We start from the raw sequence: 15,678 nt of genomic DNA on the forward strand, positions 1-15,678 counted from the left end.
AGTGTTGATGCAGCGCGTGTGCTTCCTGCTGAAGGTCCGGGCGGACCGCCTCGACGAGTACCGCGAGCGGCACGCCGCCGTGTGGCCCGAGATGCTCGACGCACTCTCGGCCACCGGCTGGCACAACTACTCGCTCTTCCTGCGCGAAGACGGCCTGCTGGTCGGCTACTTGGAGACCGAGGACTTCGCCGCCGCCCAGACCGCCATGGAGGCCACCGACGTCAACGCCCGCTGGCAGGCGGGGATGGCGCCGTTCTTCGAGTCACTGGACGGCGCCCGGCCCGACGAAGCGATGCAGCCCCTCACCGAGGTCTTCCACCTCGCCTGACCCCCCACGGGAGCCGCACATGAGAAGACGCGCCGTGCTCACGACCGCCCTGCTGGCCGCCGTGGCCGCGCCGGGCACCACCGCCCGGGCGGCCACCCCCGGCCCGTCCGTCACCGAGAAGGGCACCACTCGACTCGACAGCCAGGCCGTCTACTTCGTCTCCTACGACGGCTTGGTCAACAACAACTCGTTCCAGCAGAACGGGCTGTTGACCTACAAGGGCTACCAGTACGCGGTCTGGTACACCGCCACGCGCAACGCGGTCGTCGGCCGACGTGCCCTCGGCGCCACCACCTGGTCAAAGGCCACCCTCTCGCACACCCTGAAGAGCGACGACTCCCACAACGTCATCTCGATGGGCGTCTCCAGGACCGACGGCCGCCTGCACCTGAACATGGACTCCCACAGCGACGGCTTCTTCTACGTCAAGTCGGCCGCCGGCCTCGTCGACAACCCGGCGTCCACCGCCTGGAGTTCGGGCGTCTTCGGCGCCGTACAGACGACACTCGACGGCGTCGCCCCCACCACCCAGTTCACCTACCCGCAGTTCATCGCCACCCCCGAGGGCAGGCTCCAGCTCGGCTACCGGGCGGGAATCTCCGGCAACGGCCGCAACGCCCTTGCCGAGTACGACGGTTCGGCCTGGACCGCGCTGGGGGAGTGGACCTCCTCCACCGGCACCTACACCAGCGCGCACGGCTCCAGCACCGCCCGCAACATGTACCTGCACGGCATCGACTACGACATCAACGGGCGGCTGCACGCCTTCTTCACCTGGCGGGAGCAGTCCGCCGCCGTGATGTGCGGCGCCGGCGGCATCACCAACCACGACACCGGCTACGTCTACTCGGCCGACCGGGGCCGCACCTGGCGCAACGACGCCGGCACCGTCGTGGGAACGACCGGAAGCACCGACCGGGTCGCCGTCACCGACGCGGGACTCGTCGTCGACCCGCTCGACCCCGACCACTCGCTGATGAACCAGGAGAGCCAGGCCACCGATTCCGCCGGGCTGCCGCACGCGGTCATCAGCTACGTACCCGGCCGCTTCGGCCAGTGCACCACCGACTACGTCGCCGACCGCACCGCCAACGGCCGCGCCTTCCACCTCCGCAAGAACGCCGCCGGCAGCTGGCGGAAGACCGAGATCCCCGTCGCCCTCGGCTCCAGCCAGCGCACGAAGCTCGTCCTCGACAGGTACGACAACGTCTACGCCGTCCTCCCGTTCGGGCGGATCGCCGCCGCCTCGAAGTCCTCCGGGTACACCGACTGGGCACTTCTGTACGACGCGAGCGGTCTGAACGCCTTCGGCGAGGTCGTCGTCGACGCGACACGGGTGGCACAGGACGCCGTCCTGTCCTTCATGTACCAGGAGAAGTCCAGCGGTACGACCCCCTCGGCGCTCCGCGTCATCGACTTCGCGCTCCCCGCGTGAGGGGCGCGGACGTGCGCGGACATGACGGTACTGTGAGGGCCTTCCCGCCGCCTGATGTCACTTTGGAGGTCTCCGCCTGATGGCCCAGTCGGTGGGTATCAAGGACGTCGCCCGCGCCGCCGGAGTCTCCGTCGGCACGGTGTCGAACGTCATCAACCGTCCCGAGAGCGTGGCCACCGAGACCCGCGCCCGGGTGCAGTCCGCGATCGACCGGCTCGGCTACGTCCGCAGCGAGTCCGCACGCCAACTGCGCGCCGGCCGCAGCCGGATCATGGGGCTGCTCGTCCTCGACATGGGCAACCCCTTCTTCGTGGACGTGGCCCGGGGCGCCGAGCGCGCCGCCCGTGACGCCGGACTCGGAGTGATGGTCTGCAACAGCGGCCAGAGCCCCGGCGAGGAGGCCGAGTACCTGTCGCTCTTCGCCGAACAGCGGGTACGGGGCGTCCTGTTGAGCCCGGCCGACGCGACCGGACGGAACATAGACTCCTTCCGTCGCCACCACATCCCGTTCGTCCTGGTCGACCGGGTCGGTGACGGCACCACCGAGTGCTCGGTCTCCGTGGACGACGTCGCGGGCGGCGCGCTGGCGGTACGGCACCTGATCGACGCCGGGCACCGCTCCCTCGCCTACGTCAGCGGACCGCCCGGATTCACCCAGGTGCGGGACCGCCGTACGGGCGCCCTGAGCGCGCTCGCCGAGGCGGGGCTCGGCCCGGACCGGCTGCGCGAGCTGCCCACCGAGCGGCTGGACGTGGCCGCCGGCCGGGACGCCGGAGCGCGCCTGCTGGGCCTCTCCGACCGGCCCACCGCCGTCTTCTGCGCCAACGACCTCCTCGCTCTCGGCGTCCTCCAGGCCCTGTACGCGGCGGGGGTACGGGTCCCGGAAGACCTGGCGATCGTGGGCTACGACGACATCGAGTTCGCCGCCGCCGCGGCCGTGCCCCTCACCTCCGTCCGCCAACCGGCCGTCACCATGGGCGCCCTCGCCGCCGGGCTGCTGCTGGAGGAGACGGAGGCCGAGACCGCCTCCCGCCCCCACGAGCACCGGCGGGTGGTGCTCCAGCCGGAGCTCGTGGTGCGCCGCTCCAGCCTGGCGGCCCGCTGATCGGGCGAGCGACGACATGCCGGGGCCGGAATCCCGGCATATGGTTCATTTCGATGAACCTCATGTCGCCCCGCAGGGGCCGCCCAGCCGCCGTGACCCTGGCCGCCGCCCTCGCCGCCGCGGGCACGCTCACCCTCGTGTCCTGCGGCGACGGCAGTGGCAGCAACGGTTCCGGCCCGACGGTGAGCACCCGGCCGTCCGCGCCCGACACGGCGTCCTTCTCCGGGATGCCACCGTCCGCCCTCGCCTCCTCCGCCGCGTCGGCCGTCGCCTCCGCACGCGCCGCCGCGTCCTCGGCGGCCTCCTCGGCGTCGGCCGCCGCGTCCTCCTTCGACGCCTCGGTGTCGGCGGCGACCGCCCGCGCGAACAAGGACGCCGAGAACGAGCTGAAGAAGGTGCCGGGCCGGGGCGACGCGCTCTCCGACGTCACCATGACCGGGGCACCGCGCGCCCGGACCGGCGGCCTGCTCGCCGTTGTCGTCACCATCACCAACAAGACGTCGGAGAAGGCGAGTTACGCCGTCCAGGTCGACTTCCTCGACTCCTCGGGCAAGGCGGTCGAGACCCGGTACGTCGGCGCCGAGAACCTCGCTCCCGGCGCGCGGGCACAGCCGATCGCGATCAGCCGCAAGCCGCCGCAGCCGGTGCTCACCCCGAAGCTGGCCAAGGCACAGCGCTACTGAGAGGTCAGTAGGCTGGTGCCATGGACGAACACCCGGCCGACCTGCGCGGCGACTGCGAACAGTGCGTGGGGCTGTGCTGTGTCGCGCTGCGCTTCGCCGCCTCCGCCGACTTCGCCATCGACAAGGACGCCGGACAGCCCTGCCCGGAACTGCGCCCGGACAACAGGTGCGGCATCCACACCGAACTGCGGCAGCGGGGCTTCGGCGGCTGCACGGTCTACGACTGCTTCGGCGCCGGGCAGAAGGTCTCCCAGGTCACCTTCGCGGGCCGGGACTGGCGCACGGCGTCCAGGGCACACGCCCGGCTCATGTTCGACGTGTTCCCCGTCGTCCGCCAGCTGCACGAACTGCTCGTCTATCTGACCGAGGCCGTCGCCCTGCCCGCGGCCGGCCCGGTCCGGGCGGAGCTGCGCGGCGCCCTGGACAGGACCGAACGGCTCACGCGCGGGACGCCCGCGGAGCTGGGCGCGCTCGACGTCGGCGCGCACCGGGAGGAGGTCAACGTCCTGCTGCTGCGGACCAGCGAACTGGCCCGGTCCGGCGCGAAGGGCAGGAAGAAGGACCGCCGGGGCGCCGACCTCTTCGGCGCCCGCCTCAAGGGCGCCGACCTCAACCGGGCCAGCCTGCGCGGCGCCTGTCTCATCGCCGCCGACCTCACCGGCGCCGACCTGCGGGGCGCGGACCTGATCGGCGCGGACCTGCGTGACGCCGACCTCACCGACGCCGACCTGACCGGTGTCCTCTTCCTCACCCAGCCGCAGGTGAACGCCGCCCGCGGCAGCGCCGGCACCAGGCTCCCGGCGTCAGTCACCCGCCCCGCGCACTGGACAGCGTGACTCCGCCGGGCCCTCCTCGGTGACCGCGGCCGGCGCGGGAGTGCCCGCCGTGCGCCGGTCCAGACGCAGCCGCAGTCCCTCCGGCATGAGGGTCAGCCGCTCGGCCACCCGCAGCCGGTACGCCGGGTCGGGGCGGAGTTCGTAGCGGCGCAGCAGCAGGCCCAGCACCAGCGTCGCCTCGTGCAGCGCGAACTGCCGGCCGATGCAGGCCCGTGCCCCGGTGCCGAACGGCTTGAAGGTGTGCGGGGGACGGGAGCGTACGGCCCCGGCGTCGAAGCGGTCCGGGTCGAACTCCTCGGCGTCGGGGCCCCACGCCTCGGGGTCGCGGTGCAGCATCGGCGTCAGGACCAGCGCCCAGGCGCCCCGCCGCATCGGGTGGGTGCCGGCCAGCACGGTGTCCCGGGTGGCCTCGCGGGCGTAGGCGGGCGCCGTCGGCCACAGCCGTAGCGACTCGTCGAGCACCCGCCGTACGTACCGCAGCCGGGCCACCCGGTCGTAGGCCGGGGCCTCGGTGCCGCCCCACACCTGGTCGACCTCGGCGCGGGCCCGGGCGGCGACCTCCGGGTGGCGGGAGAGGTAGTGCAGGGCGAAGGAGAGGGCGCCCGAGGTCGTCTCGTGACCGGCGACGAGGAAGGTGATGACCTGGCGGCGGACGTTCTCGGGGGAGAGCCGCTCGCCGGTCGTGGGATGGGACGTCTCCAGCATCCGGTCGAGCAGGTCCCCGCTCCCGTCCCGGCCGCCCGCGCGCCGGGTGCGGACGAGGTCGTCGACCGTGCGGTCGAGGTAGGCGATGTCGGCGGTGTTGCGCCGGACGGCACCGCGCAGCAGCAGCGGGGCCAGCGCCGAGGGCACGCTGTTGAGCCGCTGCGCGTGGCTGAGGGTGCCCACCATCGCTGTCACGAAGGGGTGCGGACGGGCGCGTTCGAAGGAGCCGAAGTCGTGCCCGAAGCCGGTGCGGGCGATCGTCTCCAGGGTCAGCTTCGTCATGTCCCCGGGCACGTCGACCGACCGCCCGGCCGCGAGCGCCCGGTCCCAGCTGTCCGTCAGCCGTTCGGCCACGGCGAGCATCATCGGGTGGTAGCCGGCCATCGCCTCCCGGCTGAACCCGGGGGCCAGGACGTCGTGCGCCCGTCGCCAGTTGGGCTCGTGGTTGTACGCCGTGAAGAGCCCGTCCCCGGCGACCGGCCGCAGATTGGCGACCCCGAGGCCGACGTGTTTGGCGAACCGCTCCTCGTCCGCCAGGTCGGCGACCAGTCCGGTGCCCCAGACGAACACGAACTCCTTGCCGAACGCCCGGCGCCGGAAGATCGGCCCCAACTGCCGGGCGTAGCGCAGCGAGTCCTGGACCGGGGTGCGCCGGTCGACGCCGATCACGTCACCGAGGAGCGGCAGCCGGTGCGGGGGGCGCGGAATCAGGTCGAGCCGGGGCCAGCCCGCCTCGGCACCGCGGAATCCCCTGGGCAGCGCGGCCCCCGTAGCCGTCTCCGCCATGCGCGATCTCCCTTGCTGCCGCCGCACGTCGAGCATGTTGTACGTGGGTTCAATAGCGTGCCGTCAGTCTGGTCCCGCTGTTGAACCGACGTCAAGTAAAGTGCGGGGATGGCCGCGAACCCGGGCGAGCGCACCCGCCGCAGACTCAGCACGGGGGAGCGCCGCGACCAGCTTCTGACGGTCGGCGCGCGGCTGTTCTCGGAGAGTCCCTACGACGAGGTCTGGATCGAGCGGGTCGCCGAGATCGCCGGAGTCTCGCGCGGCCTGCTCTACCACTACTTCCCGACCAAGCGGGACTTCTTCGCGGCCGTCGTCGAGCGGGAGAGCGAGCGCATGCTGCGGATGACCGCGGCCGTACCGGGCGTTCCGGCGCGCACCCAGCTCGGCGCGGGTCTCGACGTGTACCTGGAGTACGTGCGGACCCACGCGCACGGCTACCGCGCCTTCCATCGCGCCGACGCGGCGGGCGACCGGAGCGTACGGCGCGTCTACCAGCGGGCGTTGGCCGCCCAGGAGCGGCAGATCCTCGCCGCGCTCGCCGCCGACCCCGAGTTCGGTCCGGCCGTCGGGGCGCGGCCCGGGACGAAGCTCGCCGTGCGCGGCTGGCTCGCCTTCACCACCGCGGTCTGCCTGGAGTGGCTGCGCGACCCGGAGTTGAGCCAGGAACAGGTGCGCGACCTGTGCGCCCGGGCGCTGTTGGGTGTCATCTCTCCCTGAGTCCCCTTGCGTAGGGAGGAAGGCGTCGCGGAGTGCGCGGGGCGCGGTTGGCGTGCGCCCCGGTCTCGGATAGGTTAGGTGAGGCTTACCTAATGAGGAGGTTCGGGATGGGTGACAGCCAGACGTGGACGGCCGCGCCTGCCGCGGCGCAGCGGGCCCGCTCGGTGCTAGCGTCCGCATGGTCCTGCGCGGTGACGGCGGCGGGCGGTCGCGAGGAGTTCGTCGGCGCGCACAGCGTCGAGGCGGACGGCCGGGTGCTGAGGGTACCCGACGACAGCGCCCGGCACACGGCCGCGATCCTCGCCCCGCGCGGCGAGCCGTCCGCCGTCCTGGAGTTCGCGGACGTCGCGCCCGTCCCCGTCCGCGACCGCATCCGCGGCCGGCTCTGGCTCGCGGGCCGGTGCGTGCCCGAGGACGGGCGGCTCGCGTTCCGGGCGACCCGCGTGGTGCTGCGCCCGCCGTCCGGCGCGGTCGTCGTCGCTCTCGACGACTTCGCCGCCGCCGCACCCGACCCGCTCGCGTCGGCCGAGGCAGGCGTGCTGACCCACCTCGCCGACCGCCACTCCGACGCGGTCGAGCGGCTCACCCGGCTCGTCCCGCCCGAGACCCTGCACGGCGCGGTACGCGTCCAGCCGCTCGCCATGGACCGGCACGGACTGACGCTGCGCATCGAACGCCGCCGCGCCCACGGCGACGTACGCCTGCCCTTCCACACGCCCGCCGACGACCTCGGACAGCTCACCGAGCGGGTGCACGCGCTGCTCGCGCAGGCGACCGCCGCCGGCTGCCCCCGCGCCCTACAGCGGCAGCGCGCAGACGGCGACCGGTGACGCGAACGGCTCGCCCGCCAGGCGCAGTCGGCCACTGGCCGGGTCCACCCGGAAGACGCTGACGGTGCCGGAGCGCTGGTTGGCGGCGAACAGCAGCGATCCGTCCGGCGAGAAGGCGATCTGCCGGGGAAAGTCGCCGGAGACGGGCACCGTGTCGAGCAGCCTGAGACGGGCACCGTCCGCCTCCACGGCGTACCGCGCCAGGCTGTTGTGGCCGCGGTTGGCGAGGTAGGCGTACGCGCCGTCCGACGTCACCAGGAACTGTGCCGGGTAGTTGGTGCCCTTGCCGCTGCCCGTCGACTGCGGTGTCCCGATGGTGAGTTGGCCGCTCGCCGGGTCGTACCCGCACACCGTCGCCGTGTCGTCGACCTCGTTGGCCAGGTAGGCGTGACGGCCCCCCGGATGAAAGGTGAGGTGGCGCGGGCCCGCGCCCGGACGGGCGTGTGCCCGCGCCACCTCGGTGAGCGTGCCGTCGGTGGTGTCCAGGCGGTAGCTGTAGACGGTGTCGGTGCCCAGGTCGACGGCGAGCAGGTGGCCGCCGTCCGGACTGGTCACGAACTGGTGCGCGTGCGGCCCCTGTTGACCCGGGCCGGGCCGCGGGTCGGAGTGCGTGACCAGGTCGGTGTGCTCGCCGAGCGCGCCCGAACCGTCCACCGGGTGCACGGCCACACTGCCCGACCCGTAGTTCGCGCTCAGCAGCCAGCGACCGCCGGGATGCACCGACAGATGACAGGGACCGGCCCCGCCGGTGGACCGCGCCCCCAGGATCTTGCGGTCCGCCAGACGTACGGCGGTCACCGCGCCGGAGGTCCGCTCGTCGACCGCGTAGAGCGTGCGCCCGTCGGGGTGGACCGCGAGATACGAGGGGTCGCCGATCCCGGTGAGCGTGCCCGCCGCGGTGATACGGCCGGTCGAGGGGTCGTAGGTCGCGAGGCCGATGCCGTTGCCGCCGCCGTCGACCGAGGTGTACGTGCCCAGGAGGAGCGGGCGGGGGCCGGGCGGGCCGGCCTTGCGGCGGGGCGCGGACCGTTCGACGGCCGGCGGGGCGGCGGCGCGGTGCGGGGCCGCAGGTGCCGGGACCGTCGCCACCGCCGCGGCTCCCGCCAGCGCGCCGACGAAACGGCGTCTGCTCCAGCCGCCCCGCGGCGCGTCCGTACCCCTGTCCATGCCCACACCTCACGGTCGTCGCCCGTCCCGGTCGTCACAGCCACCTTGACGCGGACCGGCGGTCCGGCGCAAACAAGCGAACGCGACAGGCAGGGCAAGCAAGGCAGGCAGCGCAAGCAAGGCAGGCAACGCGAGCAAGGTAGGCAGCGCGAGCAAGGCAGGCAACGCGAGCAAGGCAGGCGAGGCGGGCCCGCTGGCGGGTCGTGCACGCGGGTGGCGGGCGGGGGCTAACGTCCGCGCGGTGTGACCCGGCTCCTGCGCAGCCGGTCCGGCACGCCGACGCGCTCCCGCACCCAGGTCAGCCGGGGCATGCGTTCCCGCTGTTCGCGGGCGCAGCGGTCCAACTCCTCCAGGAGGCGGTGCGAGCGGTGTTCGGTGTCCATCTCGTCCAGGATCCGGTTCACCTCGGCGAGCGTGGCGCCGAGCAGCTGCCACTGGGCCGCGTCGTGCTGGACCTCCTCCAGGAGCAGCTGAGCCAGCTTGTCGCGGGTGGCCGCGGCGGTGTGCAGTTCGGCGGCGAGCCGGGACTCGGCCGACTCGGCGCTCACGCTGACATCGGTGGTCACCAGCACCGCGAAGCTGACCACGGCGTCGGCGATCTCGGAGAGCAGCTGCTCCACGGCGGCGCCCGTCGCCGGACCGAACAGCGGCTCGGGGTCGCGCTCCTTGGCCAGGTCGGTGAAGGTGCGCGCGAGGACCCGCAGGACGACCGTACAGATCTCCAGTGTGTCCAGGCCGGTCCGCAGCACGATGCGGTGCAGCAGCCCCTCCCGCACCCGCGGATTGAGCCGCAGGCTCTCCTCCGCCTGCCGCAGGTCCGCGTCCACCGCGACGATGTCGTGGTCGAGACGGCGCGCCTCGTGCAGCCGGGCGGTGGCATGGTCGACGGACGTACGTCCCGCCGCCTCCTCGCCCATCCGCAGCATGAGCCGGCGCAGTCGCCGGGCCAGCTCCTCGATCGACTCCCCGGCCTCGTCCACCCACACGGGGGGAGCGAACAGCAGATTGCATCCGAGCCCCACGACCGCGCCGATCAGGGTCTCCAACACCCGTGCCCAGGCCGTGTTCCCGACCGAGGTCACCCCGAGGACCAGCATCGCGCTGATCGCGACCTCGGGCACGTACTCGTCGACCCGCACCAGATGCCCCACGCCCAGCGCCGCCACGATCACCAGGGCCAGGCTCCACCAGGTGAGCCCGACCAGCAGGCTGAACGCGATGGCGACCAGGACACCGGCGACCACCGCGGTCACCCGGCGGATGCCGTTGGTGATGGTGGCGTACAGGGTGACCTGGACGACGAGCAGGGCGGTCAGGGGCGCGGTGAGCGGCGCCGGTTCGGGGCTCAGCCGTACCGCGACGACGTAGGCGACCGTCGCCGCGGCCGTCGAACGCAGCGTCCGTGCGACCACAGGGTCATTGCGGCGCCCCAGCAACCGCGTCAGGGGCGCCGTCCATTCACTTACCTCTCGCATCCTCTGGCTCATTCCCTCCGGTGGATGCGCTGAACGTACCCGTCCGGAACCATCGCGCTCCGCAACGGCCCGGAAGCGGTGGGTCAGCGGGCAAGGGGCGCCCGGAGTCAGCCGAGGAGCTTGTCGAGGAACCCGTTCAGGTTGCCCACGGCCCGCTCGATCTGCTGCTCGGTCGTCAGGCTCTCCTCGATCCGCAGGCCCGAGTCCGGGACCTTCCTGCCCCGTACATAGAGGGAGCAGGCCAGGTCGGTGCACATGTACAGGCCGACGGAGTTCCCCTCGCGGCCCGCCGGCCCCGCCTTGCGCGCGGTCATCAGGGAGACCCCGCCGCCGGGATGGGTGGTCAGGCAGAGCGAACACATGCTGCGGTGCAGGAAGCCGCGGTGCGCGGACGGGAAACGCAGCGTGATCCCGACCGGGCCTTCCGCCCGCTCGGTGACCAGATAACTGCGGTCCGGTGCCCCCGGATCCCGCCAGCCCAGGAAGTCGAGGTGGTCCCAGGGGCGGGTGTCGAGATCGCGCGGTATCGCCAGCCGCTTGGCCTCGCCCTTGGAGCAGTTGATGAACGAGGCGCGGATGTCCTGCTCGGTGAGTGATCTCATGGGGAGTAACTCCTGGGTCTCGCCCGGCACTTGGCTCTCCGGAACCTAGGGATCCTAGGTTTTGGCCGGCCCAGGGTAAGCACGCGAGGCAGGAGGGGGCCAGTGGATTTCGGAGGGGTGGGAAGCGTGGGAAGCATGGGAGGTGTCGCAGGCGTCGGCGGTCTGGGCGTGCGCCAGGCACGGGCGCTGCGGGTGGTGGCGGCGCGCTCCTCCGGGCCGGCCGTCGCCGCCCGCCTGCGGGTCACGCTCAACTTCCATCCGGACCGTACGGCACGGGGCCGGCCGATCCTGGAGGCGCTGGCCCGGGACGGCGGCTACCACTCGCAGTTCGTCACCGGCACCGGCAACGGCGGTCTGACCGCGCACCCGGGCGGTGACCGCCGGCGCTGGGAGAGCCGGATCTTCGCCGGTGCGTACGACGAGGCGCCCGCGGCCGAGCGCCCGGTCTACGGCGCGCTGAACTTCCGGGGCCAGGTGGTGGGCGCGGCACCGCGGTTCGGCTCCTCGCACTTCCGGCTGACCGGCGCGGCCCTCGCCCGCTCCACGTTCTGCTACCCGGACAGCGCGGCCGAGCCCACCGACTTCGGTGTCGCCGCGGGCATGTCGCTGATCGCGCTCGCCGAGGCCGACCAACGCGACGCGCTCGACGACTACATCGAGGCGCAGGTGCACGGCGGTGTCGTCCTCGCCCGAGACCTGGAGGCGCTGGTGCTGGACGCGAGCTACCGCGGCTCCCCGGTGGAACGGGCTGCCCGGAACCTGCCCTGCCCGGTCGAGTGGCACCCCGGCTACCGGCTCACCGTGCCCGAACTGCGCCGGTACGCGCACTACCGGGGCCAGGAGTACGCCGACCTCGGCGCCCTGATCGCCGAGCGGGGCGCCGTCGACCCCCGGGTCATCGGCGACGCGGCCCGCACCGGCCGCTACCCGGTGCAGGACCTCAAGAAGGTGTGGCACACGGTCGCCCGCTTCGGGGCGCCGGAAGGGGCGGGGACGGCGCGCGCGGCCGGGCCGCACCGGCTCACCGGCACCGCCTGCCTGTCGCCGTCGTCCGACCCGGCCGGCACCGGTGGTCACTCCCCGGGCGCCCCCGACGGCCGACGGTGAAGCCGGTCGCGGGTAAGCCCGCGGCGACGAGGTAAGGACGGCGCCCGGCGCACGCGTGACCTTCCGTACCCTGGACCGGGACCGCGCGCCGGCCGCCGACGACACGGACGCCGGGGGAGCGGCTCGGAGCTGCTCGGAGTGGCTCAACGAACCGACCACCGCCGGGCGTTGCCCCCGGGGACGACGGGTGCGCGGTCGGGCGGAGCGAGAACGGAGAGGCGGGCGTACGGTGACGGACTCCTGGGAGCGGGCCCGCTCCCTCCTCGCGGCGGCGGGCATCCCGCCCGGCCGCCTCGCCCGCCTCCGACCGATGGGCGGCGGCACCTACAACACCGTCGAGGAACTCCTCCTCGCCGACGGCAGCCGCCTGGTGGCGAAGACCGCGCCCACCGCACCCGGGCCGACCCACGAACGCCAACGACCGCTGGGTGCGGGAGGCGGTCACCCCCGAACTGCTCGCGGCCCTGAGGGAGATCGACGCGACGGCCGCCACCCCGTAGTCTGTTCCTCTGCCCCTTAGTTCATAGCGTGAATTAAGCGGGTGGGGAGAGTCGCGCCCGGCCGGCCCGCAAGGGTATGTTGCAGGTCGGGGCAGGGTTCGAAGGGAGCCACATGGCGGCGGGGCGGAACGGGCGCACGGTACGCGACCTCAGGCGGGCCAACCGCACGGCCGTGCTGCAACGGCTGTACTTCGAGGGACCCCTCAGCCGCTTCGAACTCGGCCCAGCGACCGGCCTCAGCTCCGGCTCGGTGAGCAACGTCGTCGCCGACCTGGTCGCCGACGGACTGGTCGAGGAGGCCGGCAGCGTCGACTCCGACGGCGGCCGGCCCCGCACCCTGCTGCGGGTCGCCCCGCGCAGCGGCCACATGATCGGCGTCGACGTCGGCGAGACCCGGGTCCGGGTCGAGCTGTTCGACCTGACCCTCACCGAAGTCGCCCGCGCCGAACGCCCGTTGGAACAGCAGCGGTACGCCGTCGAAGGCATCGTCGAGCGCATCCGCGACGGCATCGCCGAGGTGCTCGACGCCGCCGACATCGTTCCGGAACAGCTGCTGGGTGTCGGCATCGGCGTTCCCGGCATCGTCGAACACACCCAGGACCGGGGCGCCGTCGTGCACGGCCAGACCATCGGCTGGAACGCGGTCCCGCTGGAGGAGCTGCTCCGCTCGGCCCCTCAACTCCCGGACAGCGTGCCCTACTTCATCGACAACGGCGCCAAGACGCTCGGCCAGGCCGAGATGTGGTTCGGCGGCGGGCGCGGCGCCCGGAACGCGATCGTGGTCCTCTTCGGCTCCGGCGTCGGCGCCTGCCTGGTCACCCCCGATGTGGAGCACGGCCGGGCCGTCGAATGGGGGCACCTGACCGTACGGGTCCGGGGGCGCCGCTGCCGCTGCGGAGCCCTCGGCTGTCTGGAGGCGTACGCGGGCGCCGAGTCCCTGCTGGACCGCTGGCGCGAGCAGGGCGGCCGGCCGCCCGCCGGCACCGACGAGGAGACCGCGCTCACCGCGATGCTGGCCGCCGCCTACCCGCCCGAGGGCACCGAAGCCGACCCGGTCGCGCTCACCGTGCTGGAGGAGACCGCCGAGTACCTCGGCGCCGGCCTCTCCGACCTGATCAACCTCTTCCAGCCCGAGCGCATCCTCATCGGCGGCTGGGCCGGCCTCGAACTGGGCTCCCGTTTCCTGCCCGCCGTACGCCGGCACGCCACCGCCTACGCGCTGCGTCACCCCGCCGGACGCGTCACCATCGAGCTGGGCCGGCTCGGGCCCGACGCGGTGACCGTCGGCGCCGCGATCCTGCCCCTCGCCGACTTCTTCACCCGGGGCGGACGCCGTGCGCAGCCCGAGCCGCAAGGGCCACCGCCCGCCTGGCGCACGGCACTTGAGGAGCGGGCCCCGCACTGAGCGGCACGACCCCGGAAGCAGCCCACCCGGCGCTCGCTCAAACTTCCTTCGCACGGCCGGGAGATGATGGCCTCATGAGCGAGATCATCCTGATGTCGGACCCCCGCGTCGCGGCCGTCCCCGTCGAGGAGTGCGGGGAGCCCCTCGTCGACGTACGCGACGCACTGCTGGTCGACGACCGCAAGCACGGGGACGCCGAGGGGGCCGAAACGCACCTGCGCCGGGGCGTCCTGGACCGGCTGCTGCGAGCGCAGGACCTGCTCCCACCGGGCCTGCGGCTGCTCTTCGTCGAGGGCTACCGCCTGCCGGACCTCCAGCGGCGCTACTTCGAGGAGTACGCGAACGGCCTGCGCACCGCCCACCCGGAGTGGACCTCCGACCGGGTGAGGGCCGCCGCCAGTCGCTATGTGTCCCCGCCCGGGATCGCCCCGCACAGCGCCGGCGCGGCGGTCGACCTGACCCTCGCGGACGCCGACGGCCGCGAACTCGACCTGGGCACACCGATGAACGCCAACCCCGAGCAGAGTCAAGGGGCTTGCTACACCGACGCCGGCAACGTCACCCCGGACGCCCGGGCCAACCGCGCCGTCCTGGGCGACGCCCTCGGCGCGGCCGGCCTGGTCAACTACCCGACGGAGTGGTGGCACTGGTCGTACGGAGACCGCTACTGGGCTCTGACGACCGGCGCCCCGGCCGCCCTCTACGCGGCGACACACCTGCCGGTGACCGGCCGTACGTGGGCCGGTTAGGCGAACGCGTTCACGCCCGTCAGCTCGGCCGACAGCTCCCACAGGCGGGCCGCCTGCTCGGGGTCGATCGCCCAGTCCTTGACGCCGACGCGTGCGCCGTCGGCCGGGGCGGGCTCGGCGATGTCGCAGTCCTCCAGGTACACGGCGCCCTTGTCGGCCAGTTGGGGAGAGGTCGCGGCCCAGACCTGGGTGGCCGCGCCCTGCTCGGGGGTCTTGAAGCCCTCGGGGTTGAGCGGCGTGCCGTTCTCGTCGATCCAGCCCCGGTCCACCATCTCCTGCTGGGGGAGGTGGCGTTGGAGCGGTGTCAGGATGCCGCCCGGGTGCAGTGCGAAGGCCCGTACCCCGTGGTCGGCGCCGAGCCGGTCGAGGTGGACGGCGAAGAGGACGTTCGCCGTCTTCGCCTGCCCGTAGGCCTCCCACTTGTCGTAACCCTGGCTCCAGTGCACGTCGTCCCAGCGGATCCCGGAGTAGTGGTGGCCGGCGGAGGAGACCGAGACGACCCGGGCGCCGCCCGGCGCGATCGCCGGCCACAACCGGTTGACCAGGGCGAAGTGACCGAGGTGGTTGGTGGCGAACTGCGCCTCCCAGCCGGGCCCGACCCGGGTCTCCGGGCAGGCCATGATGCCGGCGCTGTCGATCACGAAGTCCACGGTCCGGCCGGAGGCGAGGAACCGCTCGGCGAAGTCGCGCACGCTGTCCAGGTCGCCGAGGTCCAGCGCGTCCGTCTCGACGCCGTCGAGGCCGGCCAGGGCCTCCCGCGCGGTGCTGGGGCGGCGGGCCGGGACGACGACCTGTGCGCCCGCCCTGGTGAGCGCGCGGGTGGTCTCCAGGCCGAGGCCCGAGTAGCCGCCGGTGACGATCGCGAGCTTTCCGGTGAGGTCGATGCCCTGGAGGACGTCGTCGGCGGTGCTCCGGGCGCCGAATCCCGAACCGATCTTGTGCTGTGCAGTACTCATACCCGGAACGCTACGGATTGGAGTGCTCTCCAAGTCAAGCGGACCGGGCGGCCGCGGACAGCGAGAAGCCCCGACCGCGACGGGGGAATCACGGCCGGGGCGGCCAGGTGGCGGGGGCGGACGGCGGTCGCCTCGCGGCGAAAGGCTCCACAGGGCTTCAGCCGAACGATCTTCCCTGTGGGCGGAGGTTGAGGCCCGGGGACACTGTTCCGTCCGCACCCACAGTCTGTTCAACGGAGAACCACCGCTGTGTGTTCCGGGGGCCGCCCCGTACCCCGGTGATGTGAGTCAC

General features: G+C 73.2%; 15 protein-coding genes and 1 pseudogene. 11 read left to right on the forward strand and 5 right to left on the reverse strand.

All coding sequences use genetic code 11. From position 1 onward, the window contains the following. Window positions 1-7: 7 nt before the first annotated feature. The 5 genes from ABZT12_RS18175 to ABZT12_RS18195 all read left to right on the forward strand — a co-directional run bounded on the left by ABZT12_RS18175 (window position 8) and on the right by ABZT12_RS18195 (window position 4,387). Entirely contained in the window at window positions 8-328 is a 321-nt protein-coding gene (locus tag ABZT12_RS18175; protein ID WP_356384836.1) for an L-rhamnose mutarotase, read from the forward strand. A gap of 19 nt (window positions 329-347) precedes the next feature. Beyond that, window positions 348-1,763, forward strand: coding sequence for a BNR repeat-containing protein (locus tag ABZT12_RS18180; protein WP_356384839.1), 1,416 nt, complete (start codon window positions 348-350; stop codon window positions 1,761-1,763). 79 nt (window positions 1,764-1,842) lie between these two features. Then, complete coding sequence (locus ABZT12_RS18185; protein WP_356384841.1) at window positions 1,843-2,868, forward strand: LacI family DNA-binding transcriptional regulator; 1,026 nt, start codon at window positions 1,843-1,845, stop codon at window positions 2,866-2,868. Window positions 2,869-2,921: 53 nt separating this feature from the next. Then, window positions 2,922-3,551: a hypothetical protein gene (locus ABZT12_RS18190; protein WP_356384844.1), complete on the forward strand. Its 630-nt coding sequence runs from the start codon at window positions 2,922-2,924 to the stop codon at window positions 3,549-3,551. A gap of 20 nt (window positions 3,552-3,571) precedes the next feature. Further along, window positions 3,572-4,387: a pentapeptide repeat-containing protein gene (locus ABZT12_RS18195; protein WP_356384847.1), complete on the forward strand. Its 816-nt coding sequence runs from the start codon at window positions 3,572-3,574 to the stop codon at window positions 4,385-4,387. Here the strand turns inward: ABZT12_RS18195 and ABZT12_RS18200 are convergent. Further along, window positions 4,355-5,878, reverse strand: coding sequence for a cytochrome P450 (locus ABZT12_RS18200; protein WP_356384849.1), 1,524 nt, complete (start codon window positions 5,876-5,878; stop codon window positions 4,355-4,357). The genes ABZT12_RS18195 and ABZT12_RS18200 overlap by 33 nt on opposite strands. 108 nt (window positions 5,879-5,986) lie before the next feature. On the opposite strand from ABZT12_RS18200, the gene ABZT12_RS18205 reads away from it, so the two are divergent. Both ABZT12_RS18205 and ABZT12_RS18210 read left to right on the forward strand, forming a co-directional pair. Further along, on the forward strand, window positions 5,987-6,595 hold the full coding sequence (locus tag ABZT12_RS18205) for a TetR/AcrR family transcriptional regulator (protein WP_356384852.1): 609 nt from the start codon (window positions 5,987-5,989) through the stop codon (window positions 6,593-6,595). 107 nt (window positions 6,596-6,702) lie between these two features. Next, window positions 6,703-7,425 (forward strand): DUF2470 domain-containing protein, encoded by a 723-nt coding sequence (locus ABZT12_RS18210; protein ID WP_356384855.1) that lies wholly within the window; start codon window positions 6,703-6,705, stop codon window positions 7,423-7,425. Here the strand turns inward: ABZT12_RS18210 and ABZT12_RS18215 are convergent. The 3 genes from ABZT12_RS18215 to ABZT12_RS18225 all read right to left on the reverse strand — a co-directional run bounded on the left by ABZT12_RS18215 (window position 7,393) and on the right by ABZT12_RS18225 (window position 10,669). Beyond that, complete coding sequence (locus ABZT12_RS18215; RefSeq protein WP_356384858.1) at window positions 7,393-8,592, reverse strand: lactonase family protein; 1,200 nt, start codon at window positions 8,590-8,592, stop codon at window positions 7,393-7,395. The genes ABZT12_RS18210 and ABZT12_RS18215 overlap by 33 nt on opposite strands. Before the next feature lie 227 nt (window positions 8,593-8,819). Beyond that, window positions 8,820-10,067 (reverse strand): FUSC family protein, encoded by a 1,248-nt coding sequence (locus tag ABZT12_RS18220; RefSeq protein ID WP_356384861.1) that lies wholly within the window; start codon window positions 10,065-10,067, stop codon window positions 8,820-8,822. 107 nt (window positions 10,068-10,174) lie between these two features. Next, entirely contained in the window at window positions 10,175-10,669 is a 495-nt protein-coding gene (locus tag ABZT12_RS18225; protein WP_356384864.1) for an FBP domain-containing protein, read from the reverse strand. Between the two features lie 135 nt (window positions 10,670-10,804). On the opposite strand from ABZT12_RS18225, the gene ABZT12_RS18230 reads away from it, so the two are divergent. From ABZT12_RS18230 to ABZT12_RS18245, 4 genes and pseudogenes are all read left to right on the forward strand, one after another. Continuing rightward, on the forward strand, window positions 10,805-11,776 hold the full coding sequence (locus tag ABZT12_RS18230; RefSeq protein ID WP_356384867.1) for a DUF3626 domain-containing protein: 972 nt from the start codon (window positions 10,805-10,807) through the stop codon (window positions 11,774-11,776). A gap of 229 nt (window positions 11,777-12,005) precedes the next feature. Then, window positions 12,006-12,194, forward strand: a pseudogene (locus tag ABZT12_RS18235) (aminoglycoside phosphotransferase family protein); the annotation flags it as partial. 194 nt (window positions 12,195-12,388) lie between these two features. Next, window positions 12,389-13,681 carry an ROK family transcriptional regulator gene (locus tag ABZT12_RS18240; protein WP_356384870.1) on the forward strand — a complete coding sequence of 431 codons (1,293 nt, stop codon included), beginning with the start codon at window positions 12,389-12,391 and terminating at the stop codon, window positions 13,679-13,681. Window positions 13,682-13,755: 74 nt separating this feature from the next. After that, complete coding sequence (locus ABZT12_RS18245; RefSeq protein ID WP_356384873.1) at window positions 13,756-14,430, forward strand: M15 family metallopeptidase; 675 nt, start codon at window positions 13,756-13,758, stop codon at window positions 14,428-14,430. On the opposite strand, the gene ABZT12_RS18250 is transcribed toward ABZT12_RS18245, so the two are convergent. Beyond that, window positions 14,427-15,386: an SDR family NAD(P)-dependent oxidoreductase gene (locus tag ABZT12_RS18250; protein WP_356384876.1), complete on the reverse strand. Its 960-nt coding sequence runs from the start codon at window positions 15,384-15,386 to the stop codon at window positions 14,427-14,429. The genes ABZT12_RS18245 and ABZT12_RS18250 overlap by 4 nt on opposite strands. Window positions 15,387-15,678 lie beyond the last annotated feature (292 nt).

The organism is Streptomyces sp. NPDC005423, assembly GCF_040606415.1.
In the GTDB taxonomy this organism is placed as follows: Bacteria; Actinomycetota; Actinomycetes; order Streptomycetales; family Streptomycetaceae; genus Streptomyces.

Bases quoted from the DNA above. Each gene is read 5' to 3' on its own strand.
- ABZT12_RS18180 (WP_356384839.1), top strand. From the start codon at position 348: ATGAGAAGACGCGCCGTGCTCACGACCGCCCTGCTGGCCGCCGTGGCC.
- ABZT12_RS18205 (WP_356384852.1), top strand. From the start codon at position 5,987: ATGGCCGCGAACCCGGGCGAGCGCACCCGCCGCAGACTCAGCACGGGG.
- ABZT12_RS18240 (WP_356384870.1), top strand. From the start codon at position 12,389: ATGGCGGCGGGGCGGAACGGGCGCACGGTACGCGACCTCAGGCGGGCC.
- ABZT12_RS18230 (WP_356384867.1), top strand. From the start codon at position 10,805: ATGGGAGGTGTCGCAGGCGTCGGCGGTCTGGGCGTGCGCCAGGCACGG.
- ABZT12_RS18225 (WP_356384864.1), bottom strand. From the start codon at position 10,669: ATGAGATCACTCACCGAGCAGGACATCCGCGCCTCGTTCATCAACTGC.
- ABZT12_RS18245 (WP_356384873.1), top strand. From the start codon at position 13,756: ATGAGCGAGATCATCCTGATGTCGGACCCCCGCGTCGCGGCCGTCCCC.
- ABZT12_RS18185 (WP_356384841.1), top strand. From the start codon at position 1,843: ATGGCCCAGTCGGTGGGTATCAAGGACGTCGCCCGCGCCGCCGGAGTC.
- ABZT12_RS18215 (WP_356384858.1), bottom strand. From the start codon at position 8,592: ATGGACAGGGGTACGGACGCGCCGCGGGGCGGCTGGAGCAGACGCCGT.
- ABZT12_RS18220 (WP_356384861.1), bottom strand. From the start codon at position 10,067: ATGCGAGAGGTAAGTGAATGGACGGCGCCCCTGACGCGGTTGCTGGGG.
- ABZT12_RS18175 (WP_356384836.1), top strand. From the start codon at position 8: ATGCAGCGCGTGTGCTTCCTGCTGAAGGTCCGGGCGGACCGCCTCGAC.
- ABZT12_RS18200 (WP_356384849.1), bottom strand. From the start codon at position 5,878: ATGGCGGAGACGGCTACGGGGGCCGCGCTGCCCAGGGGATTCCGCGGT.
- ABZT12_RS18190 (WP_356384844.1), top strand. From the start codon at position 2,922: ATGAACCTCATGTCGCCCCGCAGGGGCCGCCCAGCCGCCGTGACCCTG.
- ABZT12_RS18250 (WP_356384876.1), bottom strand. From the start codon at position 15,386: ATGAGTACTGCACAGCACAAGATCGGTTCGGGATTCGGCGCCCGGAGC.
- ABZT12_RS18195 (WP_356384847.1), top strand. From the start codon at position 3,572: ATGGACGAACACCCGGCCGACCTGCGCGGCGACTGCGAACAGTGCGTG.
- ABZT12_RS18210 (WP_356384855.1), top strand. From the start codon at position 6,703: ATGGGTGACAGCCAGACGTGGACGGCCGCGCCTGCCGCGGCGCAGCGG.